Annotated in this window: 18 protein-coding genes; 6 read left to right on the forward strand and 12 right to left on the reverse strand. The window is 58.7% G+C overall.

All coding sequences use genetic code 11. From position 1 onward, the window contains the following. Positions 1-19 precede the first annotated feature (19 nt). Both groL and bfr read left to right on the forward strand, forming a co-directional pair. The gene (gene groL / locus P8K07_12355; GenBank protein ID MDG1959307.1) at positions 20-1,678 is read left to right on the forward strand and encodes a chaperonin GroEL; all 1,659 of its coding nucleotides are present in this window, start codon (positions 20-22) and stop codon (positions 1,676-1,678) included. A 304-nt stretch (positions 1,679-1,982) separates the two neighbouring features. Further along, positions 1,983-2,459 carry a bacterioferritin gene (gene bfr / locus P8K07_12360; GenBank protein MDG1959308.1) on the forward strand — a complete coding sequence of 159 codons (477 nt, stop codon included), beginning with the start codon at positions 1,983-1,985 and terminating at the stop codon, positions 2,457-2,459. 21 nt (positions 2,460-2,480) lie between these two features. Here the strand turns inward: bfr and P8K07_12365 are convergent, their stop codons facing one another. The 8 genes from P8K07_12365 to bioB form a co-directional block, all read right to left on the reverse strand. Then, a complete protein-coding gene (locus P8K07_12365; GenBank protein ID MDG1959309.1) occupies positions 2,481-4,448 on the reverse strand; it encodes a PQQ-binding-like beta-propeller repeat protein in 1,968 nt (655 codons plus the stop codon). A gap of 173 nt (positions 4,449-4,621) precedes the next feature. Continuing rightward, on the reverse strand, positions 4,622-5,494 hold the full coding sequence (locus tag P8K07_12370; protein ID MDG1959310.1) for an RluA family pseudouridine synthase: 873 nt from the start codon (positions 5,492-5,494) through the stop codon (positions 4,622-4,624). 42 nt (positions 5,495-5,536) lie between these two features. Beyond that, positions 5,537-9,058: an AAA family ATPase gene (locus P8K07_12375; GenBank protein ID MDG1959311.1), complete on the reverse strand. Its 3,522-nt coding sequence runs from the start codon at positions 9,056-9,058 to the stop codon at positions 5,537-5,539. After that, positions 9,055-10,314 (reverse strand): DNA repair exonuclease, encoded by a 1,260-nt coding sequence (locus P8K07_12380; GenBank protein ID MDG1959312.1) that lies wholly within the window; start codon positions 10,312-10,314, stop codon positions 9,055-9,057. The genes P8K07_12375 and P8K07_12380 overlap by 4 nt, the downstream gene beginning before the upstream one ends. Positions 10,315-10,352: 38 nt before the next feature. Beyond that, positions 10,353-11,096 carry an ATP-binding cassette domain-containing protein gene (locus P8K07_12385; GenBank protein ID MDG1959313.1) on the reverse strand — a complete coding sequence of 248 codons (744 nt, stop codon included), beginning with the start codon at positions 11,094-11,096 and terminating at the stop codon, positions 10,353-10,355. Continuing rightward, the gene (locus P8K07_12390; protein ID MDG1959314.1) at positions 11,083-11,805 is read right to left on the reverse strand and encodes an ABC transporter permease; all 723 of its coding nucleotides are present in this window, start codon (positions 11,803-11,805) and stop codon (positions 11,083-11,085) included. Before P8K07_12390 ends, P8K07_12385 begins: the two co-directional genes overlap by 14 nt. 9 nt (positions 11,806-11,814) lie before the next feature. Then, a complete protein-coding gene (locus tag P8K07_12395; protein ID MDG1959315.1) occupies positions 11,815-12,735 on the reverse strand; it encodes a substrate-binding domain-containing protein in 921 nt (306 codons plus the stop codon). A 141-nt stretch (positions 12,736-12,876) separates the two neighbouring features. Further along, positions 12,877-13,911 (reverse strand): biotin synthase BioB, encoded by a 1,035-nt coding sequence (bioB, locus tag P8K07_12400; GenBank protein MDG1959316.1) that lies wholly within the window; start codon positions 13,909-13,911, stop codon positions 12,877-12,879. A gap of 388 nt (positions 13,912-14,299) precedes the next feature. Here bioB and P8K07_12405 point away from each other — a divergent pair, with 388 nt between their 5' ends. Beyond that, complete coding sequence (locus P8K07_12405; GenBank protein MDG1959317.1) at positions 14,300-15,007, forward strand: hypothetical protein; 708 nt, start codon at positions 14,300-14,302, stop codon at positions 15,005-15,007. A 95-nt stretch (positions 15,008-15,102) separates the two neighbouring features. On the opposite strand, the gene P8K07_12410 is transcribed toward P8K07_12405, so the two are convergent. Next, positions 15,103-16,068 (reverse strand): TauD/TfdA family dioxygenase, encoded by a 966-nt coding sequence (locus tag P8K07_12410; protein MDG1959318.1) that lies wholly within the window; start codon positions 16,066-16,068, stop codon positions 15,103-15,105. Between the two features lie 100 nt (positions 16,069-16,168). Further along, positions 16,169-16,477 (reverse strand): 4a-hydroxytetrahydrobiopterin dehydratase, encoded by a 309-nt coding sequence (locus P8K07_12415; GenBank protein ID MDG1959319.1) that lies wholly within the window; start codon positions 16,475-16,477, stop codon positions 16,169-16,171. Between the two features lie 240 nt (positions 16,478-16,717). Here P8K07_12415 and P8K07_12420 point away from each other — a divergent pair, with 240 nt between their 5' ends. Both P8K07_12420 and P8K07_12425 read left to right on the forward strand, forming a co-directional pair. Next, positions 16,718-19,348, forward strand: coding sequence for a TonB-dependent receptor (locus P8K07_12420; GenBank protein ID MDG1959320.1), 2,631 nt, complete (start codon positions 16,718-16,720; stop codon positions 19,346-19,348). A 173-nt stretch (positions 19,349-19,521) separates the two neighbouring features. Next, positions 19,522-20,622 (forward strand): amidohydrolase family protein, encoded by a 1,101-nt coding sequence (locus P8K07_12425; GenBank protein MDG1959321.1) that lies wholly within the window; start codon positions 19,522-19,524, stop codon positions 20,620-20,622. 45 nt (positions 20,623-20,667) lie between these two features. On the opposite strand, the gene P8K07_12430 is transcribed toward P8K07_12425, so the two are convergent. Both P8K07_12430 and P8K07_12435 read right to left on the reverse strand, forming a co-directional pair. Next, complete coding sequence (locus P8K07_12430; GenBank protein ID MDG1959322.1) at positions 20,668-21,114, reverse strand: nuclear transport factor 2 family protein; 447 nt, start codon at positions 21,112-21,114, stop codon at positions 20,668-20,670. 72 nt (positions 21,115-21,186) lie between these two features. Then, entirely contained in the window at positions 21,187-23,070 is a 1,884-nt protein-coding gene (locus P8K07_12435; GenBank protein ID MDG1959323.1) for a hypothetical protein, read from the reverse strand. 125 nt (positions 23,071-23,195) lie between these two features. On the opposite strand from P8K07_12435, the gene P8K07_12440 reads away from it, so the two are divergent. Beyond that, a complete protein-coding gene (locus tag P8K07_12440) occupies positions 23,196-25,382 on the forward strand; it encodes a hypothetical protein (protein MDG1959324.1) in 2,187 nt (728 codons plus the stop codon). Positions 25,383-25,409 lie beyond the last annotated feature (27 nt).

The raw sequence follows: 25,409 nt of genomic DNA on the forward strand, positions 1-25,409 counted from the left end.
TTGGAGAAAGCAGACAACGATGAGTGCTAAAATCGTCAAATTCGGCAGCGATGCCCGCGAAAAGGTTTTGGAGGGCGTTAACGTCCTCGCCGACGCGGTCACGGTGACCCTCGGCCCAAAGGGCCGCAATGTCGTCATTGAGAAGTCCTTCGGGGCCCCCAATATCACCAAAGATGGTGTCACGGTGGCCAAGGAGATCGAACTCGAAGACAAATTCGAAAATATGGGAGCCCAGATGGTGAAAGAGGTTGCATCCAAGACCTCTGACGTCGCGGGCGACGGCACGACCACCGCTACGGTGCTCGCGCGAGCTATTTTCACCGAAGGTGCCAAGATGGTCGCCGCCGGACACGATCCCATGTCGCTCAAGCGCGGCATCGACGTGGCCGTAGAGCAGGTCAGCAAGAGCCTGCACAAGCTGTCCAAGCCCACCAAGGACCAGAAGGAAATCGCTCAGGTTGGTACAATCTCGGCCAACAGTGATCCGACAATCGGCGGCATCATCGCCGAGGCCATGGACAAGGTCGGCAAGGATGGCGTCATCACGGTCGAAGAAGCCAAGGGACTTGAGACGACCCTCGAAGTCGTCGAAGGCATGCAGTTTGACCGCGGCTACCTCTCGCCCTACTTCGTGACCGACCCCGATCGCATGGAGACCGTTTTTGAGGACGCTTTCCTCCTCATCCATGAGAAGAAAATCTCCAATATGAAGGACCTGCTCCCGATTCTCGAGCAGATTGCCAAAACCGGCAAGCCCTTCGTGATCGTTGCCGAAGACATTGATGGCGAAGCTCTCGCCACTTTGGTGGTGAACAAGATTCGCGGCACCCTGCAGTGCGCCGCAGTCAAGGCACCTGGCTTTGGCGATCGCCGCAAGGCCATGCTCGAAGACATCGCCATCCTCACGGGCGGCAAAGTCATCGCCGAAGAACTCGGCCTCAAGCTCGACAATGTCACCTTGAACGACCTCGGCACCGCGAAGCGGGTCGTGATCGACAAGGACAACTCCACGATCATTGACGGCGCAGGCAAGCGTGGCGACATTCAAGGTCGCGTCAGCCAGATCCGGAATCAGATCGAAGAGACCACTTCCGACTACGACCGCGAGAAGCTCCAGGAGCGTCTCGCCAAGTTGGTCGGCGGCGTGGCTGTCGTGCAGGTTGGTGCGGCGACAGAAGTCGAGATGAAGGAGAAGAAGGCTCGCGTCGAAGACGCACTCCACGCAACCCGTGCGGCCGTGGAAGAAGGCATCGTCCCTGGAGGCGGTGTTGCTCTGCTCCGCTCCTCGCGTGGCCTCGACAAGCTCGAAGTCGCAACAGAGGAAGAGGCGGTCGGCGTGCAAATCGTCAAGCGTGCCTGCGAGGCTCCGCTGCGCTGGATCTCCAGCAACGCCGGGGAAGAGCCTTCGATCGTTCTCGATCGCGTCAGTAGCTCCAAGGGATCCAATGGATTCAATGCTGCTGCCGGAAAGTACGAGGATCTCCTCAAGGCCGGCATCATCGATCCGACCAAGGTCGTGCGCACCGCGCTGCAGAATGCAGCATCGGTAGCCGGCTTGCTGTTGACCACGGAAGCCATGATCGCCGAGAAGCCTGAAGAGGGCGGCGGCGGAGCCATGGGTGGTATGCCTGGCGGCATGCCTGGTGGCGGCATGGGCGGTATGCCCGGCATGATGTAAGTTCGACTTCGCTGTTCATCGCGAAGCAAAAGAGGCGTGGAGCAAAAGCTCCACGCCTCTTTTTTTTGTTCGATTCCGATCGGCCGTCATGCGCCGATTTATGAAATTGATTTTCACAGTCAGTGGGCGATTGACCAGGAAGCAATCCGTCCGACAGAAAGACGGTCGCGTGGTCGTTTTTTGAAATTGATTTTCAGTGTCAATCTTATTTTTTGTATAATTCTGACTGATGAAACTTCTCCCGGTCGGGCCCGCCTGCTAACGTTGATTTGTAATTTTTTTTACCCGCCAAGGAGACTGCAAGATGAAGGGCAACAAGAAAGTAATCGAAGCGCTTAACGACGTACTGACCTCGGAGCTGACCGCGGTGAACCAATACTTCGTTCACTACCGCATGCAGCAAAACTGGGGCTACGAGAGACTCGCCGCACACAGCCGGGAAGAGTCAATCGGAGAGATGAAACACGCGGACAATCTGATCGAGCGCATCCTCTACCTCGACGGCATTCCCAACCTGCAGCGCCTGAACAAAGTAGGGGTTGGCGAAACCGTCAAGGAGCAACTGGAAAGCGACCTCGCTCTTGAGGTCGATGCAATCGCGCGGCTCCAGAATTCTGTCAAGACAGCTTTCGAAGCTGCCGACACGGGTTCTCGCGAATTGTTCGAGCATATCCTGGTCAGCGAAGAAGAGCATCTCGACTTTCTCGAAACGCAGTTGTCCCTCATCGGCGAACTGGGCGAGTCGATCTACCTCGCCCAGCAAATGCACAAGGGTAGCTGAACCGCCGCACTGTCATCGGGATCAGCGGCCGGCGATCTCGATGGCAGCCTCGCGCCTCGAAATTCTTCGGGGATCCCCGATCACATCCACCAGACGATCTGCGGGAAAATCACGGACCTGCCCGTCAGAGTCCACCAACTCCACGCGGATCGAATAATCGTCATGAGACTCGCGACGATTCGTCATTTCGGGGTCGGGCGCGCAGGAAAAAACCATCTCGTAGCGCAGAGTCAGTCCATCTCCGGGCCCCAGTTCACGGGAACCGCTGCCGCCAACGGAGAGACTTCTTTGGTCCAGAGCAATCATCGGCTTCGTGCAGGTTGTACCCGGATCGAGAGGCACCGCCACCAGACGAACTCGACTCGAAAGCATATCGGATGTGACCCGCACTGCCTGAGCGCTCTGATTGCGCAACCGGAACTTCACCTTCTGCCGCACCATCGGCCGCTTGACGCCAAGCCGGACTCGCCGGGGGAAGCGCATGCGCTCGGCTTCGAAAAGATCCCAACCGTCGCCGACCACTGGTAATTCCTCGTCAACCGGCAGGTCGGATGGCGGACCCGGCTCACCCGTGATGGCGAAAAGAGTATGACGACTGCCCACGTACAAGCGTGGCTGGCCCACGAGTCTACCCGTCTCGGTATCGCGCATGACCGCACCGCTGGCATCATATTCCGGAAGAACACCGATCACCGGGGTTTGGAAACGAAGCCGACCTCCAAGCGTATGCTGCCACAGAATTCTTTGCCGCCTCGACAAATCGCCGCGATTCGGTCGCAATGCGAAAACCGTCGCATCGCCTTCCGTGCCAACATAGACGATCCCGTGGCGATCGATAATAGCTGATCCGGTAATCGCGCGACCCAACTGCAGGTACCAGACAAGAGAACCGGTGTTCGCGTCGACGGCATAAAACCATCCGTCGGAATCCCCAAAGTAGAGCGTATCGTTGAACTCGCAGATTTCGGGGTTAGCGGCTTTCACACAATCTGCATAGGCAGGAATCGCTCGGACGCGACCCACTGTCGGGAAAAACCAATCCGATGCAACAGCCAAGGTTTGAACGCCACTCGCCGGGGGAACCACCCGATGAACCCCGCGGTCGGTGGCAAGAAAGACGTCACCATCAGGCGCGATCACCGGAGCGCTCTTCTGGCTTTGCTGGCCAAGCCCCTCCGACTTCCAACGCTCGACACCTTCCGAGGAATAAACTTCGACGCTCCCCACGCTGTCGAGAACATAGACGTCCCCGTAATTGGGATCACCGGGATTATCGTTGACCGCCGGCGCGACGGCCGACATTCCCCGATTAGCAGCTGTCCAGGGAATTTCGCCGGCGGGTACCCCCGGGAGTTGGGGTTGCTGGATCAGATCGGGATCTGGTTCGGTTCGATACGCAACCAGGTAACCCCCGTTGACACAGCCGCAACTGGCATAGAGCTGATCTCCATCGAGACCGAGATTCGGAGAGCCTGTAATGTCCCCGTCGACCCTGAATTTGACCATCCAATCCGTCGAAAAACCAGCTTCGCCGTCGTCCGATATGGCAATGAGCTTATTGTTGCGCTCACCCATATAAATCACGGTGCGGTCGCCGGGGGTTTCGCGTCCCAGAGCAGGCGATGAATGCAGGGAATCGCCGGCACGAATCCCGTCGGTGTCCCACTTCAGGGTTCCATCAGGACGAATCGCAAAAATCGGTGTCGTTCCATTGGCAGCATACACCGTCCCATCAGGACCGACGGCAGGGGACGTTCGGAGATCGTAGTTAAACTTGTAAAAGACGAGACCCCCCTGTCCCACAGGAAGATTGCCACCCGAGAGATCAGGGACGATGGGCCCCGGGTAGCTGGTTTGGCCTGTGTTCCGATGGTCCGAGTGTTTCCGGGGCCATGGGGCCTGGCTGTCGAGATAAACCTTCGCAAAACTCAGACTCGGTGTTCCCGCGACCAGAACAAGCAGTGCTATGCACAGCAAGTGGGGGATCATTTTCAGGGCTGGGATCATGAAGAGGGTTCGTCGGAGTATCCGTTACGGATCTCGGAGCCCCGATTATAGAGCCCTGCGGTCCTGTCCGGCAATACCGAATTTGGAGGTGCCAGCCCTGCCCCGCCAGAAGATTTCGGGGGGACGGGGCCGAGCCACGCCACAGGGATCGACGCTCAGCGCACCAAACGAGATAAATCGCGGGGTAAAGGCGACCGAAAGCGCAGCCAACGGCCGGTGCGCGGATGTTGCAATTTCAGCTCGGAGGAATGCAGCACCAACCGGCGCAGGGGATTGGTGGCGGCCTCGTACTTCAGGTCACCCACAATCGGAAAACCAGCTTCGGAAAGGTGCACCCGAATTTGATGACGACGACCTGTTTCCAAACGCAATCCAACCAGAGAGCGTGTCCGGCCCATTCCCAAAACTCGAAAATGGGTGACCGCGTAGCGCGTAAGTTCAGTCTCGCGTGTGCTGAATACTCGATGCCGATGTGACTCGTCGAGATGAGAGGCGAAAGTACCCTCCGTCTCGGGCATCCGGCCCTCGACCACGGCCTCGTAGTACTTCTCGAATCGATCCCAGTTTCCCTGCAGCGTCTCCTTGCTCTCGAAATTTTTGGCATAGACCATCAGCCCGGAAGTGTCCCGATCGAGGCGATGAACGATCCATACACGTTCCTTGGAGCGGTTACTTCCACCGCGGACATAATCGGTGAGTTGATAGTAGGCGGTCTTTTCCTTTTCCGAGTCGCTGGCAATACTCAACAAACCTGAAGGCTTGTCGATCACGATGATATCGGCATCCTCGAAATGCACCTTCATCCCGAAGCTCAGAACTGTCTTCGGGACCGCGTAGCGATCCGTGCGAATCGCTACCTCATCGCCCTTGCGAAGCGCGTGGTCGAATTGTGTCACAACTCGGCCATTCACAAGGACGGATTGAAACTTGAGCCAGTGGCGCACCTGAGTCTTCTTCACCTCGGGCCAGGCGGCGAAAAGATACTCGAGCAAGGGAGAGGGCTGCTCAACCGAAGACGTGCGACTCATACCCTGACGCTACGGCATGGCGGACCGGTTCACCAGAAGCCATCAAAATTCGGCCATGGATCCTTGAAGGTCATGAATGGAACCACCAGCTTGCATCGCCTGATCCCTGACTCGCTCGTGGTGGGTGAAGAGCAGGACCTGCGTCGTCTTCGCAAATTCGACCAAGGTCTCCAGCGCAGCCATCGATCGCTCATCATCGAAATGAACGAGGATATCATCAAGCAGAAGCGGCATGGGTTCGGCGCCCGCAGAAAACCGATGCTCCAAAGATCCGAGGACCAGTGCCAGATGGAGCTGGTCCACGGTACCTTCCGACAATGAATCCAACGGCTTGCTCCGTGAGTTGGCGGTCGAGCGAACCCGAAACCCGCCTTCGTCGCTGCCCTCCATATCGGTTTCAATACGATCGTAGCGGCCTCGGGTCAGGCGGGCGAAATAGGCTGACGCGTAAGCGAGCAAGGGTGCCTCATTGCGCTCCCGGTATCTCTCGACAGCTGCCGAGAGTAACCGGGAGGAGAAAAGAAGTCTGGCGTAGCGCGTAACTGGATCCCGGAGGCCCGCTGCGACATCGGCCATCTCGATCGCCAGATCATCGGCCCCGGTTCCATCTTCCAACGCCTGAAACACGGCGTTCGCCAGCGTCGCCTCTTCAACCAGAACTGCTCGCTTCGCCGAAATAGAATCCAGTTCGGCTTGCAAGGGGAGCATCTCTGCCTCCAGATCAACCGCGGACTCCCCTTCGACCCGCAGCACCAGTTCTTCGACCTCCACTTCTTCCCCCGCGAAGTGCTGCACGAGGGTATCGCGTTTCTCCAAAAGCTGTCGCTTCACATCCGCCATACGAATGCGCTCCGGTAAATCTTCCAGGGTCTCGACCGCAGCTTCGGCAGTCAAACCAGCCAGATCGGATTCAGCGGCCTTGAGAGTGCGCTCTGCCGTTTGAGCTGCATCCTGCTTCGCCAGGAGATTCGAGGACAGGCGACGGTGGTCCTGCCGTTGCACTTTCTGCTCCTCCAGGAGCTGGAAAAGGTGCGTCAAGGTGCCTGCCCTGTCCAGCTTCGGAAGATCGGTGGCGTAGGTGCGACAAAAATCGGCGAGGTCGGTATCCAATCCCTCTCTGAGAGCATGGATTTTTTCGATACGCTCGCGGAACCCGCTCGCACTTTCGAAATCCTTCAAAAGTGCCTCGATCTGCCGCAAAACCCTTTCCACAGCTTCCGGAGGATCTTCCGGCCTTAGAGGGAAGTCTTTCGTCGCCGATGAAAACTTGGCATCCCAATTCGCCAGCTGGTCGCGTCGCCGATCCTGCGCCTGCTGGTCCTTGGTAGCGGATGTCAGTAGATCTGCGTGCTTGATTTGAGCCTCGCGGATGACCTGTGACCGAGCCTCCAATTCCTCGCCGAGCGCGTCCGCGATCGCCAGACACTCAGCCAGACTCCTCGACTTCTCCGGTGGATGCCCTCCGCACGATGCGATCGCCGTACAAATCTCGGCTCGCGCGGCCTCCAGCCGCCCCTGCAACTGATCGATCCGGAACGAGCAGCTCTCGCGTTCCTCCAACTTGGCAAGGATCGCGTCCCTCGCAGGGATTGCGTCCTGCATCGCTGCCCAGTCCCCTACAAGCAACCCCGAGCTTTTCCAGATATCCGACCACTGCTCCTGAAGGCCGTCCGCACGATTCTTCCGCGAAACTTCGTCCTCGGACAACGATTGCCGGATTCGATCCAATTCAGAGATCTGGCGGCGGAGTTGTGAAGTTTCGGCCACCCGCTCGGACTCAATCCGCAAGCGGTCAGAAACCTGATCGCCGTGAACAATCGCGAAAGTCAGGGCATCGGGCAGAGATCGCTCCGCATCAAGACGATGCCCGGCCGCGGCATTATCGACTCCCGCGAGCCAGGCTTCCTTTACGAGCGTCCATAACTGGTCTCGATTCGAGCGTGCATCCGTCAATGCCGCCATGGTCGGAAGGGTCTCTCCTGCGGCCACCGATTCGAGTTGCGACTCGACGGCAGCTCGCCTCAATCCCAGATTGCGAACTTCAGCCCGCGCTTCGCGCGACTCGGTCTCGAGAGACTGAAAGCGTTGGCGGAAATCTTTGAGAACCTCATCACCCGGCAGCGTCCGCTTCACCAAAGCCTCCGCCGATTCCGAGAACCCCGGCAATCGAGCGAGGTCACGTTCGATAGCCCGCGCGAGTTGCTCCTCCCGCTCTCGCAATCCCGCCAGCTCGGCTTCGGGATCTCCCAACTTGAGAGTGGCTCGCCGAGCCGCCAGAAGACCGCTTGCGTCCACAGCCTCGCCCGCATTCAGGATTGCCTGCTCCGCCGCGGCCAGATCCGCCTGTCCGTTAAATATTCGTTCGGCACCTTCGGCGAAGGTGGCCTGAAGACCCGCATGCTCGGCGAGAAGTTGACGACAGAAATCTGCGGGCGCGCCCATGAGCAACTTCAACTCTCCGACTTTTCGCTTCGTCAGCGGTATCTTAAACCCCAGAGTGCTCGCTACCTTGTCGGCCGCAGCCTCACAGAGTTCCGCACGAGCACCGAGGCGTTCACCGTCCTGCACGCCGGCCCGCACCTTGCTGGCTTCTTCGCGTAATTCATCCAACCGCGTCGCTTGCTCGCAAAGGGGGAACATCTCGGGAAGCGCTGCAAGGCGAACGACCAAGTCCTTTGCGTCATCCGCAAATTGATCGCGACGGCGAAGAGCTTCTCGGCGCGCTTCGTCGGCCAACCCGTATCTCTTTGCGAAATCCGAACCGAGCGATGCAACATCCTCCAGCGCATGAAGCTCGGTTTCAAGATGACGCCAATCCTTGACTCGAGACCTGTTGCGCCGAACAAATTCGAATTCCGCCAAACGCTCCTTCAGCTCGCGTTCCAATAGCAGGATCTCATCCCGCGCAATGAGCGCATGATCGACCTTACGGCGCGCCTGCTTCCAGGCCTCCGTTGAAAGCGAGGCCTTCCCCAATTCCTTTTTTTTCTCGCGCCAGTCATGGAAGGCCTTGTTGATTCGGGGCTTTCGAGCCTGCGCCGAAAACAACTCGGAAGCTTCCTTGTCCAGTTGCACCCGCACGTCGCTTAGATCTCGTACGCCCAGCGCAGCCCCGACAACCGCAGCCTCAGTACCCTCGGCCGCATCGAGCAGGCGTTCCGTACCCTCCCGCAAACGAATATGATCCAACCCGAAGACCCGCGTAAACTCCGCGCGGTCCAGACCGCCCAAAAATCCGGCCAGACTGTCATTATCGAGGGGATGACTGTCATCTCCGGCCCACAACTTCTGCTTCTTCCCCTTGCGTCGGACGAACTCCAGAAGCTTCTCGCCCGGACTTTCCAGAGACATCCCCAGCCGCAGATCCGGGTAGGCGTGAACGAAATCATCGGAGGTCTGACTTTCGATTCCAAATAAGCCGGCGCTGATCGCGCGCAGCGCGGAACTCTTGCCCGCCTCGTTCGGTCCGTAGATCAAATGTAAATCGCCAGGTTCAGCCGCAAACGTCAGCCGGTGATTCGTAAAAGGTCCGAACGCCCGCAAGTCGAGATAGCGAATCCTCATAGTGATGGCTTCCGATCAGCATCGAGAAGTCGCCGAATCACTTCGTCCCGCGCCTCGTCGAGGATCCTCTCGAGAACTTCGGGATCAGCAAGGTCAGCCAGTCCTGCAGAAACACCCAGCCCCGGCGGCATTTTGGTGCGCAGGTTCTCCAGATCCTTTTGCAGGCTGGCCAAAACCTCGGCCCGAAGATCCGGCGAATTCAGATCGAGAACTTCGATCATATCCGCTTCATTAGCCGAGGAGGGCGCATGGGTGCGCTGCTCGAGCTTTTCAATCCAGATATCACCGACACCATTTGCCCAGTCGCGGCAAGAGAGCAGAAAATCATCGTGCTCCCGGTATAGCTCGTCACTAGCTTCCGTCCGCCCGACCAAGGTCACGCGAGCGGCGAGCAATCGGTCCTCCGCCTCTTCTCGCGCCAACGAGAGCGCAGCAGCGACCTGATCCAGACACGCGGCCCGTGAACCGCACCCCTCGACATCCACTTTCAGCCGAACGAAGCGAAGGACATCAAAGCTCAAATGTTCGACGGATCGAATTCGGCCATCCGCCACCCCGACCAGCGTGGCACCCTTGGCCCCTGTCTCGCGAATATGGCGCGCCTGCAGATTTCCGGGGAAGACAATCCACGGATCTTCAGCGACGATCTCGCGTTGGTGGACATGCCCCAAAGCCCAATAGTCATAGCCGTGGGATCTCAATTCATCCGGCGAGCAGGGCGCGTAGGGATCATGTCCCTCCCGGCCGTTGAGGGCCGTGTGCAAAACACCGATATTCAGAGCTCCGGCGATCGCCTTGGGGTAGCTGGCCGCAAGATTCTCCCTGATCGCCGCGGTGGCGAAACTCTGACCGTGCAAGGCAGTTCCGGTGGCAGGATCACGAAAGGTCTGCGGTTTCGTTTTCGAAAATCGATACACGCCCTCGGGGTACACAAGGGCAGCGGCCGTCTTGCCTTGTGCATCGTGGTTGCCGGCCGCGAGATAAACCGAAATCCCCGCTTGCGAGAGTTCACGCAATCGCTGGGCAAACCAAAGCCCCGTTCCATGGTCTTTCCAGTCTCCATCAAAGATATCTCCGGCCAGAACGACAAACGCGACTTCGAGTTCGATCGCCTTGGCTACGAGATTCTCGAAAGCTCGGCGAGTTGCACCTCGGATCGCCTCGACCGGCGCCTCTTCATAGCGCTCCAGCCCGCGCAGCGGACTATCAATATGCAAATCAGCTGCGTGCAGAAAACTGTAATTTTCGATTGGCATCAGACGTCTCTCTACCGAAACTCGTAGACACCCGTTGTCTACGACGAAGCCGAGGGAATGACCAACTCACCAGCGAGAAAAGATCGCACCTGAAGATCAGCGGCCGGAGAAAAGAAATGATCAGCCGCACTCCGCGCCACCACTTTCCCCTCCAGCATCAGCAGACAACTCTCCGCAAGGCGGCGAGCCTGAAACTGATTATGGGTGACGAAGATGATCGTTGTTTTCTGAGTGGCATGCTCCTCGCGGAGCAGATTCTCGATGATAGATGTATTCAGAGGGTCGAGGTTTGCCGTCGCCTCATCGAGCAATAGAATTTCCGGCTGGATCGCCAGTGCCCGCGCCAAAGCGACGCGTTGCTGTTCGCCCCCCGAGAGCTGCAGCGCCGAGACCTTTGCCAGGTCCTTCAATCCCACCCGATCCAGCAGCATAGCCACTCTCGCCGGATCGGAAATTCCTCGCATCTCGAGACCAAGCGCGACATTCTGTTCCACGGATCGCGATAAAAGCTTGGGCCGTTGGAAGACCGTAGTTACCCGGCGACGATGCTCGATCAAAGGCCTTCCGGGAAGTCGATCGCCAGACAGAAACAACGCACCCTCGTGTGGGGCTTCGAGGAGATTCAGAAGTCGAAGCAGCGTGGTCTTTCCCGCGCCGCTTGGTCCCAGAATCGCCAAAAACTCGCCTTGATGAATCTGCAGTTCCGGAACGTCCACCACGCAACGCCCCGCATACGATTGCCGGACGCCCGACAGGCCCAAAAGCACCTCAGCCGCGGCCACGAAGCGTCTTCCCTTCACCGAACGCAACCAGCAGAAAGTTGATGGCAAACGTCAGAGACACCAGGATCAGGCCCAATGCCATCGCAAGCGCGAATTCACCCCGTCTCGTTTCCAGAACGATTGCCGTCGTCAACACTCGGGTCTGACCCTCGATATTCCCCCCCACCAACATGACCGCCCCGACCTCGGAGATCGCCGCACCAAACGCCGCCGCGATCGCGGTGAGGACCCCCCCGCGGGCCTCGAAAAGCGTCCAGCGAGCCACCTGTCCCTTCGTGGCGCCGAGCGAGACAAGTTGAGGTTTCAAAGCGGGATCGACAGCCTCGACCGCCGTCATGGTCAACCCCATCACCAGCGGCAGGGCCAGGAATGTCTGCGCAGTAATCATCGCAGCGGGAGTGAAAAGCCAACCCAGATCCGCCAGGGGCCCGCTCCGGGACAAGAAAAGGTAGACCGCGAGGCCCACCACAACCGGCGGCAGACCCATCCCGGTGTACATCAACCCGCGGATCAATCCACGGAAACGCGGACCAGCTTCCAGTCCGCACAATGCTCCGATCGGCAGACCGAGCAAGGTGGCCAGAAAAAGCGCGCCCAGAGACACCTGCAGAGTCATCTCAAGGATCTCGAGGAGCCTCGGATCCAGCCCCGCGACGAGACGTAAAGCTTCGGCGAAGGCTGTCTGGATCGTTTCCCAGGAACCTTTCATCGAGACCTCCTAGGACAGGCCATCTGCATCGTCGGGAGGAGCGGCAAGCTCATCGCGTGGCTCCTTCTGATTATGCACTGGATAGAACAGTGGCTGGGTCCCGTTGATGCTACGAAAGGCTGCAATTTTGCGCTGCACATCGGGAGAAATGATCCACTGCACAAAGGATTTGGCCATACTGCTGTTCACACCGGTTTTGGCATCGGAGACGACAAGAACACCGTAGGAGTTTCGCAGGCGAACATCTTGATTCTCGAGAATTGACTGCCCGCCAACCTGAATCTCCAGATCCGACAGATGTCTGATTTGCGACAGGAATGTGCCGCGATCCGTCAACGTATAGGCGCCCCGCTCGTTTGCGTAGGTCAGAGTCGCGCCCATACCCTGACCGAGAGCGTGGTACCAACTGCTTCCCTTGTCGAGCTCCATGCCACCGAGAGCCCAAAGCTTTATTTCCCTTGAATGAGTCCCGGAATCATCACCCCGGGAAGCAAAAACTGCCTTGGCCTTCGCGATTCGAGCCAGTGCGTCGAGAATTCCGCTTGATCCTTTTGTGTTGGCCGGATCGTCACGGGGGCCGACGAGAACAAAATCGTTATACATCACATCCGAACGATGCGTGGCATGGCCCGCCGCCAGAAAACCCTCCTCGCGTTCGCGAGCATGCACAAGGAGTACATCCGCATCACCAGCCCGCCCCAACGCCAGGGCATGTCCGGTTCCGACCGCAATCACGTCAACTCGGGCATGGAAGCGTGTCTCGAAATCTCCGAGAATCGCGTCCAATAATCCCGAATCCGCGGTACTTGTGGTCGTAGCGAGTCGTAAAACCTCAGTTTCACTGCTGGCACTCACTGTCGGCTGCAAAATGATCAACAGAAAGCTGGCGATCAGAGCCGGCAAGCATCGTCTGTTCGATCGCGAGTCCATGCCACCAACCTAGCGATTTCAGACGGTAGAAGCATACTGGACGCGGCGCCCTCCAGATTCGAAGAGGCTCCTTGCTTTCGCTGTCAGCCACCCCATCCTGCCATGGCGGCAGGCCTGAGGAAGTTTCTCAGCTCCCGTGCCTCAGGCTTCGATCTCGGTCCCGTCGACGAAGAAACCACGGTCCTCGATCATTTGCCGCGCTTCGTCAGCACTCCGCCCGGGCGTTGTCAGATAGCCAGCGACGAAGATCGAGTTGGCGGGGTACAGCGCCAAATGCTCATCTTCGCCCAGCGTCGTCTCGCTGCCTCCGGCGGCGCGGATATCTGCCTCGGGGTTCAGGAAACGCATCAAACAGAGGGCGCGCAACGCACGCTCCTTGTCGACCTTGTCTTCGTTGCCCAGTGGCGTTCCTTCGATCGGATGCAGAAAGTTGACCGGCAGAGAATCTACCCCCAACTCGCGGAGTGCAAATCCCAACTGGACGACATCCTCGTTATCCTCGCCCATCCCGATAATTCCGCCACAACAGGTGTTCATCCCGGCCCGCTTCGCGGCCTGAACCGTTGCGACACGGTCGGCATAGGTATGGGTCGAGCAGATATTATCATGGTGACGCTCGCTGGTGTTCAGGTTGTGATTCACCCATCCTACTCCGGCATCCTTCAGCTTCACCGCCTTCTCGTCGTCCATCAAACCCAGCGATACGCAAATCTCCAGGTCCGGATGCTCTCGCTTGATGGCACGGGTTGTTGCACAAAACTCGTTGATGTCGCGGTCGCTTGGCCCTCTGCCGCTGGTTGCCATGCAATAGCGGCGGGCGCCGCGTTCGACGGCGCGCGAAGCTCCCTGAATCAACTGACCTCGCTGCATCAGCGTGTATGTTTCGATCTCGGCGGTCGAGACCTTGGACTGCGAACAATAATTGCAATCCTCGGGGCAAAGACCCGACCGCGCATTTTGAAGCATGCAGATCTTGACCCCGCGCCCCCAGCGCTTCTCCCGAATCCGGAGTGCGGCCGCCAGCAGATCTTCCATTTCTTCCAAGGGGGTGCTCAAAATTCGATGTGCCTCCTCGCGGGTGGGAATTCCCCCGGCGAGCACACGGTCCGCCAAATCGGAGAAAAAGCTGCCGGTTCCCGAAGGAGTTTCAGTCTCTGAAGAAATTTGAGTCTGCATACGGAACCAAAGGTACCAAATAAGAAGCGTGGTTCAATTCAGCTCCCGGAATCCCCGAATCCGCCAATTCACCAGCCGGCGCCAGCGCCAAACAAGCCCCGAGGTGGCCAAGGGTGGGGCAGGATGAACGGACTCGATCGACTGGGGGTTTCGCCCGAGGATTTCTGCGGAAACCCGGAAAAACCCTCAAATCCGGCAATATAACGCACTCCGCAAGGAGTTCGCTTTATGGATCGAACGAACGACGGGATGAAAGTTTGACTCAATTCGGATTTGAGGGGTTGCGCACCGGACGGCTTCGGTCGTAAGCTTGTGGCATCGTAATGAGGCGTCGCAAGGCTCCTGCCCCCACAACTCGTTTAAACACAACCACCTCAGGACGAAACGAATGAAATTTGGCATACCGCATCGGGACCCATCCGCAGCGAAGCGGGGAAGGACGACCTATGGCATCGGGTTGGTTCTGCTGGGCTTGCTCCTCGCGGTTCCCGCCCAGCAAGCATCTGCCCTCGCCCTGAAGGCGGACGCCACCCTGATTCCAGATCCAACCGGTGGCCAAATCTCGGGCGAAGTGACTTTCGACCTCCCTCAGAGAGTGCGCATCGGCGACACCACCTTCAAGATCTGCCAGACAGACAAAACGCTTTGCGGTCGAACCCATACCTGCACCCTCAATCCGCAAAACTCTACCGACCCGAGGGCCAACGGCAATATCAAATTGTTGCTGAGAGCCTCCCGCGGAACGAAGATCGGGGGCGTATTTGTCGGCGCCGTCACCGCCGGTGCGGGATGGCTGCTTCTGGAAGCTGGTTGTGATGGGGATCCATCAACAGCGGATGCATTTCAGGGGGACCTTGCATCGATCTTTGCCGAAGTCGCGATCATCGCGGCTCAGGCTCTGGATTCGAATCATGGGCATCCCGACGGGATCACGATCAAGGAAGAATTGAAGGATCGCTTTCAGATTGCTGCATGCCGCGACAATGTCGAGTTCAAGATCCTGGATTTTCACGGCTATCAGGTCAACAACCGTGGCGGCAGTGCGACAGGACTGGCAAGTGCCAAGGTCAAACTGATCTTCCGCAAAAGTTGCTGACCCCCCCCCGCTCGAGAGTTCATCTTTCGGCGCCCATCGAGACGGCAGGACACCTTGAACATCCCTGCATCCTTCGAGGTGGCGCGTTCTTCGCGTCAGACCGGCTTGTCGCCGCAAACGCTGGCGCGTTCCATCACCCGGGCCTGCGGCCAATAATCGCTGCTCGCGTAGTGCTGCAACGAGCGGTTGTCCCAGAAAACAACGGTGCCAGGCTCCCATCGAATCCGGACCTGATACTCCGGATAGTCTGCGTGAGCACAGAGCTCCTTGAGGATATCCTCACTCTCCCGAGAGGAAAGCCCGATGATTTCCCGGGTGAAAATCGAGTTCACAAAAAGGCACCGCTTGCCGGTTTCGGGGTGTGTTCGCACCACAGGATGCTCGACCACGGGATAGAGAGCACGCATCTCGGCCGCCTTGTCCTCGGGAACGTTGTGGCCGAAGGCCTTCATATAGTCATGCCTGGCGGTCAGGCCATCGATGCGCGACCGTAGCTCCGGGTCCAAACCTTCGTATACCGCATTCATATCGCAAAAGAGGGTGTCACCCCCGACGTCCGGAACTTCAACCGCTCGCAGAACCGCACCCAGGGAAGGGCACTCTCGCCAGGTCACGTCATGATGCCATTGGTTTTCGTAGCCACTGACATCGGGGCCCTTCTCGAAACGGACCAGCTCCGGCTCCTCCGGGTTGGGCGGAATGAAGGGGTGGATTTCCAGATCTCCAAAAAGTCTTGCAAAACCTGCATGCTCGGCTGATGTGAGGGTCTGTTCGCGAAAAACGATGACCTTGAAGGCACAGAGCGCATCGCGGATCTCCGATACCTGATCCGGCGCCAGATCGGGTCCGATGGAGATGCCGTGAATTTCCGCTCCCAAAGTGACCCCGAGAGCTTTCGTATCAAAACCCCTGAACCTGAGGGCCGCCAGGCGTTCGCGCTCGGCCGCCAGATGACTGCATGGGCCGATCCAGCGGCCATCGTCCGACATGCGGACTCTGGTAGCCGGAAGAACCGCGCTCGGGTCCTTGTCCGCTACGATTTCCTGGGCCGGCTTTGCCATAATCCGTTCTCCTTTTGGCTCCCGAACCCGCGACCGATCATCGGGCGCCCGGGCAAAAACTACCCCGTCAACAACTTCAAGAGATCTGTTGCATCCAGCATCAATCTCGCATCAGGCTGCTTTGAGCAAGTCCGGACGCCGCGGCGGCCAATTCGAAATCGAGCTCCGTCAAGCCACCAGCGTCGTGTGTCTGCAGTTCGATGACCACCCGATTGTACACATTGCTCCACTCCGGGTGGTGATCCATTTTTTCCGCAATCAGGGCCACCTGTGCCATGAAGCCGAACGCCATCACGAAGTTCGTAAACGTGAACTCGCGATGCAAGCGTCCCGAGCGCAGTTCCCATGCGGGCAGCTCTCCCAACTTTTGCTCCACCTCAATCTCGGTCAACTTCGCAGGTCGGCTCATGAAAGAGATGTAACACGAAGTGGAGGGCCTGCCCGCGTGACTATCGAATCGAGTTTTCGGGATTCAGCCCGGAGGTCCGTCAGTGGCACGGGAATTTATCCAAGAATTTGACGCTACGCGTCTAGTCGCACCGGGTTGCTTTCAGCCTGGATTCGTAGATCATGCGGATCGCGCTCGGTCCGGCGATCTGCTTGCCATTCCATTCGGAAACAATCGATACCGCGACTTAATGGGGGGATAATGAAACAATCTATTTTTGTTCTATCGCAGGGCTACCGTCTGCTTGCCGTTCTTTTCGTATCCATGCTGCTCGCACCACCGGTTCTCGCGCAGGACGAGGCGCCGAATACCGCGCCTGCTGCCCCCTCGGAGTATCTGACCGAGGCCGTTGAGGGCGAGAACGAGGTCGGCGGCACCGATGCCCAACAGGTCGATTCTCAGGAAGTCCAGGCCGACGAAGCTCTGGCGGGCGAAGACGTCCCCGGAGTTACGCGGTTCAAGCAGCAACAGATCGAGGAAATTGTCGTGCAGGCGCGTAAACGCGCCGAACTGCTGGAGGACACGCCCGTCTCGGTCACAGCCCTGGGCGAGAACACTCTGCGGGAAGCCGGGATCACTCGACTCGACCAGATTCAGGAGCTCGTCCCCAACCTGCAATTCCAGAGCGGGCTCGGCGGCCAGGATGTTCAGATCTACATTCGCGGCGTGGGCACCGACCGTGCCGATCTCGCCTTCGACCCCGGCGTCGGGGTCTATGTCGACGGCGTCTTCCTGCCCCGCGCTCAAGGGAACTTTCTCGACGTGCTCGACGTGGAACAGATCGAGGTTCTCCGAGGACCGCAGGGGACTCTTTTCGGGAAAAACACTATCGGTGGTGCGATCAACATAACCACTGTGAAGCCCGGACCAGAGTTGGAAGGCTTCGCCATGGTGAAAGCTGGCAACTACAACTCCGTGGTGGCCCGGGCCAGTATCAATATCCCGATCGACATCGGGTGGTTCGAAGACAAACTTTTCTCTCGATTCACCGTCGGATCGAATAACCGCAAGGGCTATGTGTACAACGCGCTTCGTGACGAGCACTGGTCGGACGCGAACTCCATCACGTTTCTGGGGTCCCTTCGCTTCCTGCCGTGGGATGATATCACCATCGATCTCAGCGGCACCTACTCAAGCGAGCATACCCGCGCTGCAGGAGGATATTGCGTCGTGGCCAACGAGGGCGCCGCCCTGGGAAGCCCGCAGCTTTTCAATGCCTGCAACGAATCTAAAGATCCCTACGTGACCTATGCCGACACCAATCAAATGCAGGCCATCGAAAGTTTCGGAACATGGGTGACAGCTGCCTGGGATGCGCCCGACTTCGGATTCCTTGAGGACAACCAACTGAAAATCCTCACCTCGTGGCGCAAACAGAGGCCTCGCAGGCGTTCAGACGTCGACAATACCCGGGTCCCGGTTATCAACCTGCAAAGCCTGGGTGCTGCGGGTAACCCCCAAGCGATGCCCTCCTTTGCGATGAATGGTGCGCCTGGTCTGGCGCAGCAAATCTCCACCGAGGTCCAATGGAGTGGCGGAATTACAGACAAGTTCAACTATATCGCTGGCTACTTTGTGTTTCTCGAGCAAGCAACTGAGCGACTCTCCACACAGGTCCAGGCGCAGCTCGGACCCAACGGGCCGCCATACCCCTACGACCAGGGTGTCAATCCATCCCCGCCCTACTGCAGCCTCCCCGGAGCATCATGCCTGCCAGGTCGTGCCACTCGCAAAAACACCAACATCGACAACTGGACCTGGGCCATGTTCGCGCAGGGTACTTGGGACCCCACCGACTGGCTCGCGATCACCGGTGGCATTCGATACACCGAAGATAAAAAAGGTCTGAGCTATAAAGAGTGGAGCTGGGGTGCCCTTGCACCTTACGACATCAATGCCAACACGCCCATCCCCGACACTGGTAATAATCCTCAGGGCCTATCCAAACGGAAACTCTTCAAATCGTGGACACCGATGGCGACGATCGCCGCTACGATGCCGGAAGAATACTTCGACGATACACCGCTCGATCATTTGATGGGTTACTTCACCTACTCCCAAGGATTCAAAGGTGGCGGGTTCGGTGTCCTGACTGGCGGTGCTCAGGCAGCAGACGATGTCCGCGCATTCAAACCCGAATACCTCGACAACTTCGAGATTGGCCTTAAAACCGTCGCCTTTGACCAACTACTCACAGCCAACATCTCGATCTTCGTCGGCCTCTACCAGGATATTCAAGTGGTCAGTAACAAAGCGGAAGGCGTCGATACGGAAGAAGTCTCCATCGTTACCATTGTCAACAACGCGGCATCCGCAACCACGCGCGGCATCGAATTCGAGCTGGTGGCCCGGCCTATCGAGGGTTTGATACTCATGAGCAACCTCGGCTTCCTCGATGCCGTTTACAACAACTTCCAGGATACCGAGAGCGGATTCGACGCCTCCAACATTAACCGCAGCGGCCAGCGGTTCAAAGGGGTGCCGCGCTTCAACAGCTTCCTCGCCGCACAGTACTCGATGCCTTTGGATGTCAACGGCCCTCAATGGCTGCAGGGCTGGGTGACACCACGTATTGAGTGGGCCTATACGAGCGCGATCAACTTTGTCGGCCCCGAAGTCCCGCAGGCTCGTCAGTCGGGATGGAACGCCATCAACGCACGTCTCTCGTACTCCTTCATGAATGACGACGCTGAAGTCGGCTTGTGGGCGAAAAACCTTTTGAATATCGGAACGGCGCAGTGGATGTCGCCGATCGTCAACAGCTTCGGAGTCCTCGGCAAATACTACACGATCAAGCGCACCTTTGGAGCCGAGCTTTCCTACCGATTCTAGAGGAAGACAGCTCCGGGAGGTCAGCCGGATTGACCGAACGGTCAGGGGAAGATTTGATTTCCTCTGGCCGTTTGGCATTTAGGGACTCTATTCGGGTGTGGATTTCATGATTGTCGTCCCAGGTAATCGCGGACGCACCTGATAAACCTTGCCCACAAAAGGGAGTCTTTGTCATGAGCCTCGATCCGAACCAGCGTCTGATATCGGCCGACGACCATATGGATATTTACGTGCTGCCCGAGGACCTCTGGCAAACACGACTCCCCAAAGCCTACCGCGACAAGGGCCCCCGTGTGGTCGACACCGACGACGGACCCTACTGGCAATGCGAGGGACGCACCTTCAGTCCCTACGGCAGAAAGTCCAAGGGCTTTCTTTCGGCAGATGATTTCGGTTTCCGCCCAAGCCAGCCGGCCGAGCGCATCAAGGACATGGATCGTGACGGCGTCTACTCGCACGTGATTTACTCGCCGACGACCACTGCGCTGAAAATCGAAGAACCCGGGCTGAAGGTCGAATGCCTGAAGGCCTACAACGACTGGGCAGCCGAGTTCAACGAGCACGATCGCAATCGCCTGATCGCCCTGCCCGATATTCCTTCGGACGACCCCGCCAGTGCCGCTGCCGAATTGCAGCGTTGTATCGAAATGGGCCACCGCGGCGTCATCATCAGCTCTGTCGCCGATACGATTCGACGGGGCGTGAAACCGATCTTCGATGAAAGCTGGCATCGCTTTTGGGACATCGCGCAGGAGGCCCGCACGCCGATTCATATTCACCTCGGCGGTGGCCTGCACAGCATCGAGCCGGTTCTGCGCTCGTGGCGCTTTGCTGCCATGGTGGCGGTCGCCCCCGTGCAGCTCGACGAGGTTCTCGCAGGCATGATCTTCTCGGGGATTCTGGAGAAGCGGCCGGAGGTGAACTTCGTTCTCGGGGAAGCTGGTCTGGGTTGGATTCCCTATATCCTCGAGCGAATGGATCACGAGCTGCATAAATTCGGCCCACAGCTCGAGGACCACCGGCTCGAGATGTTGCCGAGCGAGATCTTCCATCGCCAGGTTCTGGTCACATACGAGGACGAGGAGTTCGGGGTTGAGTGCATCCCGCGGATCGGCTTCGACAATGTCATGTGGGCCTCCGACTACCCCCACGGCGACAGCACCTGGCCCGAGTCACGCAAGGCGATTGCCAAGTCGCCGTTGGCCTCGTTAGGGGAAGAAGCGGTCCGCAAGATCACCTGGGAAAACGCAGCCCGCGTTTACCACATCGAATAGCAGCGCGTCCTGTCGAGAAAGACCTTCGACGCTTCAGAGCCAAGGCTAGCTCTGCATCGACTCGAGCATGGCTTTCATCTGCCGGTGGACTGCCTGAACCCCCTGTAGCGGACGGATCATCACCTTGAACTCGGTAATTTTCCCTTCCGCATCACAGGTAATGATATCGATCCCATTGACGACCTTGCCTTCCACCGTGGTCTCGAACTCCAGCGCAGCTTGTTGTCCAGAGAGGATCTTCTTGGTGTAACGGAAGCTACCTTCGGTTTTCCCGCCCGCAGACTTGCTGCCCCCGAGCAAAGCACCGTCGGCTGCTTCGCCCTCGGGTTCTCCGGGAAGAGCCTGCCCCGCGGCTTCGAGATACATTTTCGTGATGGCCTTGCCGCGTTGCGGGGTGAACACCACCGGGGAGTAAAAGACACAATCCTCATGCAAAAGTTCATCGAGCCCCCCGGGCAGTTGCCCACGAAGGTGTTGATGCCATTTCTCCATGGTTGCTTCGATCACGTCCATATCGCTTGCCCTTCCCTATCCCTGCAGCCGAACTGGATACGGCCGGGGAAATCAAATCCGCCGCACGCGAACCAGCACCAGCGGGATCCCACGGTGTCGCGGCGAAGCGACGAAAAACGCTCGGGACTCATCCGCAGGAATCCGCCGGATCAAGTCGAACGCAAGTTTGCCTTTCGTGAACGGATTGTTGACCCAACGGCCAGCCTCGGCTGCATCGACCAGCAGGTAGACCGGCTTTTCAAAAAGCTCAGCCATCCCGACCGTCCTCGAATGGCCCATCGAATACCGGAGCAACTCCTCGAGGTAGATCGCATCCGCGCCCGTATAATAGTTGATATTCTCCGCCGGCCGCCCATAGCGATAGCTGGTCAGAACCAGAGCCTCATCTTCCACCAGCTCCTCGAAATTGGCCTGCGCCACGGCCACCTGCTCGGCACCGAAGCTGGCCTGGCCGCCCCAGCTTTGATGGGTCCGCCAGCAAAACGTCCCGACAAGGAGAACCCCCAATACGAGACCGAAAATCTGGCGGGCCCGCATGCTGTCGCGCAGGCCTGCGGCCAACGCGCCGGAGGCGATCGCGGCGAGGAGCGCCAGAAGAACGTAAGGCAAGGCACTGGGCACATCTCGATTTATTCCGGAGGCAAGGATGATCACTCCGGCGACCACCACAAAAGACGCCCCGTAGGCCAGCCGCGAAGCACCCTTTTCCTGAAATCGTCCAATGACAGTGACCAGTTCACGCGCACCAAACAGGACCAGCGGCGTGAACAACAAGAAGGCTCCCGCCAGATAGCGTGGGTCAGCACGCGTCCAGAAGCTGTAGAAGAGAGTCGCCAGAACGATATAGGGGACCGTCGCCAGAAAAAGGATCGGCCTTCTGATCGACAGGCATGCTCCGAAGATGCCGAGAGCCAGACCCAGACCGCCAAAAACTTTACTGAATTGACGCAGGTTCCCGGGAAGCGTGGTCTCCAGATGCGAGAGGCGAAACCCGCCGCCCTGATTGAGCTTCCGGTATTGTCGGGGTCCGCGGATCTGATCCGCCGCCTGCGCGTCGGCAGGCAAAAACAGCTCGGCAAGCAGCGAGTTGTCGTTGTCTTCCTGCGGCCCCTGCGAGAGAATCTGATTCAACTCCAGAGCCTGAGTGGGCAGCAGCGGATTGCCGGTCGCGATCTGATTGTAGATCAAGAGGGGACTCACCCCGATAAAGAACGTGAGCACCGCGGCGGCAAGATTCGCTCGGGACCAGGGCCCCTGCCACCAGAGAAGCAGCACGCAAGGCACCAGGTAAAGAATCGCGTCGACGCGCATGGCGACCGCGTAGCCGGTCAGCAAGCCAGCCAGAAGCAACCGCCCACGCGCAGGCCGAAGGCCGTCGGCAGAGGGAATCAACAAGGCCAACCCGGACATGGTGAGTACATGACATGGAACATCCCGCAGGGGAGAGATCGACCAGAGAAGAAGCTCCATCGGCAGCATCGTGGCCATCAGAGCCGCGGCCAGTCCCAACCAATTTGCGTTGAACAGGCGCCGCGTCACCCAGGCGATCGCGAGCAGAACCAGTCCCATGGCGACCGCATTGACGTCATGCACGGCCGGTTCGCCAAAGATCATACTCGTAATGGCCAGAATGATCGGAAAACCCGGTGCGTAACGGCTGTAGAGGGCACCGTCGGTGAGGAGGTAGGTCTGACCGAAAACATCGACGATCTTTCCGTAGTGCGCATAGGTGAGCATATGGGCAACGTCAGAGGAGTAGGACACGCGACCCGCGCGCAAATTTTCGGCAAAACTCAAGTAGCCAAACTGATCGATGGCCAGATACCAGCTTGTGCGATCATGGACCCACAGCACCACCACTGCCGCACCCAGAAGCAAAAAAAGCCACGAAAGTGGTCTCCACCATTCCTGATCGTGACTCTCTGTTGCACCCACTCTGCCGCCTCCGGTTTTCATCGTTATCAGGTCTTGCCGACCAGCACATCCGCGATTTCCCCAAAGCCGGGTCATCCTGATCCGGCGCTTCTCCCCGGCGCCGGTCTCGGATAGAACCTCTCTCCGTGACCAGCGAGACCAAATCGGACCGGACCTCCCAGGGCCCCGGCAGCTGGCTCGACTCCCTGACCGCGCTGGTCTTTGTGGCAACGCTGATCTGGCAATGGCCGATTTTTGATCGCTGGCTCGCACTCCTCGACGAAGGCTATGTGCTGGGCATTGCCGATCAGATCAACCAGGGACGCGTTCTCTACCGTGACGTCACGATCGACGCGCCGCTACCAGGCTCGTTTCATCTACTGGCGTGGTGGTTCCAATGGGTGGGCACCTCGGTGCTGAGCTCTCGTATCCTGACGATGTTCGGATTTGCCGCGGTCGTCAGCGCCCTCTTCCGCATTGCCCGCTCGCTGACCTCCACGGGCTGGGCAATCGCTCTGGTCGGCGTCCTTTGGAGCTACCGGATTTGGGCCTTCCCGCATTGGCAGTTCTATGGCTACGCATTGATGGCCGCCACGCTGGCCACGATCTCGTTTGCGCTCGTTGTCCGCAGCGGTGCCAACCGAACTGGCAGCCTGCTGCTGGCCGGAATCGTCGCGGGGGCTGCCATTCTCTGCAAACAGGATTACGGCGGTGCCACCAGCCTGACCACCGGGCTTGCTCTGCTGCTGCTGCCCTGGCTCCATCCAGATGCTCCCAGAGGGCTTGTCGCCCGCCTGCGACCGGCGGCTCTTTTCAGCATCGGGGCTTTCGGTCTGATTCTTCCCACCCTTGCCTGGTACGGGATGCACGGAGCCCTGGACGAGCTCTATTACCAGACCGTTGTTTTCCCGTTTCAGGTTCTTGGCAACATCCCCCACACCACCCTGCCCGCGCCGTGGCCGCTACTCGGTCAGGATGCTGCGATTCGCGCGGGCATCGGAAACTACTTTCCCTCCATTCTGGCCACTCTTTGGTGGAATGAATGCGCGGATTGCCTGATCAGTGGTCTGGGCACCGGCCCTCTCTATCGGGACACCTGGTTCTGGGATGCCTTGCTGAAGATTCTTTTCTGGCTCCCCATCGTTCTTCCCGTCGCGCTCCTGCTCGCGTGGACCCCCATCATTTATACCGATCTGCGGGCACGACGAATGAGCAATCATACAGTTGCCCGGGTGCTGACCATATCATTCGCTTTCGGCTTTCTGCTGGCATTCAACCCACCACGCGACTGGGTCCATCTGATGATGGTCTATCCGGCCACCGTGCTGCTGCCGGGGGCGGCGCTGAGCTTCAGCCTCGCACAGCGATTATCTCGGTCGGCTCGATCGATTTTCATCGGAATCCTCGGCCTCGCAACAGCCAGCCTCCTCCTGCTCAGCGGAGCGCTGATGGTCGACCTCAGAGGCACCATGGACCATTACCTCCCATCGGAGCGAGGGGGGATCTACGCCGACCGACAGAACGGACCGGTTCTGGAAGAGACCCTGTCGTGGATCGAGCAGCATGTTCCCGAAGAAGCAATCCTGCCGGTCTTCCCCACCCAACCCACCATCGGATTTCTCGCTGGCCGCCCACCTGCAGGAGGCTTTTTTATTATCTGGCCAGGACAGGCCGAAGGACGCGACGCGCGGGTGCTGGCCGACCTCGATGAGACCATACCTCATATCATCTTCAGTCTTTCCCAATGGGGGCACCTGCCTCCGTTCGCGGAGAACGCGCCGGTACTCTTCGATACTCTGGTGGCAGATTGGGAAATCGAGAAGGTCTTCTCCCCCGACCCCAAGGGCCCGATCGTCCTTGCCCTCAGTCGAGAGACCGAAACCCCCGCCCATCGTGCGCGGCAACCGCTGGCTCCGCCTGCAGGAACGCGCCAACAATCCTGGCCATTTCGCGAGGTTTGGACCCATCCCTCGGGAGCGAGTCGAAGCGAGATTCCGGTTTCCATTACCGTCCCGACAGGTCATCCCTTGCTACGGACGGCTATAGGCATGAACCCTGATCAATGGTTCGGACCACCGAGCGCGCCGGCTACCTTCGAAATCCTGCAACGGATTGATTCCGGCAACGGCCCCCCTACCGAACGGATTCTTTTCCAGCAGACAATCGAGCCCCGCCGCACCCTGGACGACCGCCAATGGCAGCCGGCCGCACTGGATCTGCGCGAGGCGTCCGGGACAACCCTGAATTTGATTTTCCGGATTTCGACGAACGCTCCCGAACAGCAATCCCTGTGGGGATGGTCGGTGCCGGAGCTCGAAACCGACGCTCGCTAGAACAGGCCTGCGAGGCCTGTTGCTATT

The organism is Candidatus Binatia bacterium (genome assembly GCA_029248525.1).
Taxonomy (GTDB): domain Bacteria; phylum Desulfobacterota; class Binatia; order UBA12015; family UBA12015; genus UBA12015.

Coding starts and splice junctions, on each gene's coding strand:
- P8K07_12365 (MDG1959309.1), bottom strand. CDS start 4,448: ATGATCCCCCACTTGCTGTGCATAGCACTGCTTGTTCTGGTCGCGGGA.
- groL (MDG1959307.1), top strand. CDS start 20: ATGAGTGCTAAAATCGTCAAATTCGGCAGCGATGCCCGCGAAAAGGTT.
- P8K07_12425 (MDG1959321.1), top strand. CDS start 19,522: ATGAGCCTCGATCCGAACCAGCGTCTGATATCGGCCGACGACCATATG.
- P8K07_12390 (MDG1959314.1), bottom strand. CDS start 11,805: ATGAAAGGTTCCTGGGAAACGATCCAGACAGCCTTCGCCGAAGCTTTA.
- bfr (MDG1959308.1), top strand. CDS start 1,983: ATGAAGGGCAACAAGAAAGTAATCGAAGCGCTTAACGACGTACTGACC.
- bioB (MDG1959316.1), bottom strand. CDS start 13,911: ATGCAGACTCAAATTTCTTCAGAGACTGAAACTCCTTCGGGAACCGGC.
- P8K07_12430 (MDG1959322.1), bottom strand. CDS start 21,114: ATGGAGAAATGGCATCAACACCTTCGTGGGCAACTGCCCGGGGGGCTC.
- P8K07_12410 (MDG1959318.1), bottom strand. CDS start 16,068: ATGGCAAAGCCGGCCCAGGAAATCGTAGCGGACAAGGACCCGAGCGCG.
- P8K07_12395 (MDG1959315.1), bottom strand. CDS start 12,735: ATGGACTCGCGATCGAACAGACGATGCTTGCCGGCTCTGATCGCCAGC.
- P8K07_12415 (MDG1959319.1), bottom strand. CDS start 16,477: ATGAGCCGACCTGCGAAGTTGACCGAGATTGAGGTGGAGCAAAAGTTG.
- P8K07_12370 (MDG1959310.1), bottom strand. CDS start 5,494: ATGAGTCGCACGTCTTCGGTTGAGCAGCCCTCTCCCTTGCTCGAGTAT.
- P8K07_12380 (MDG1959312.1), bottom strand. CDS start 10,314: ATGCCAATCGAAAATTACAGTTTTCTGCACGCAGCTGATTTGCATATT.
- P8K07_12420 (MDG1959320.1), top strand. CDS start 16,718: ATGAAACAATCTATTTTTGTTCTATCGCAGGGCTACCGTCTGCTTGCC.
- P8K07_12405 (MDG1959317.1), top strand. CDS start 14,300: ATGAAATTTGGCATACCGCATCGGGACCCATCCGCAGCGAAGCGGGGA.
- P8K07_12375 (MDG1959311.1), bottom strand. CDS start 9,058: ATGAGGATTCGCTATCTCGACTTGCGGGCGTTCGGACCTTTTACGAAT.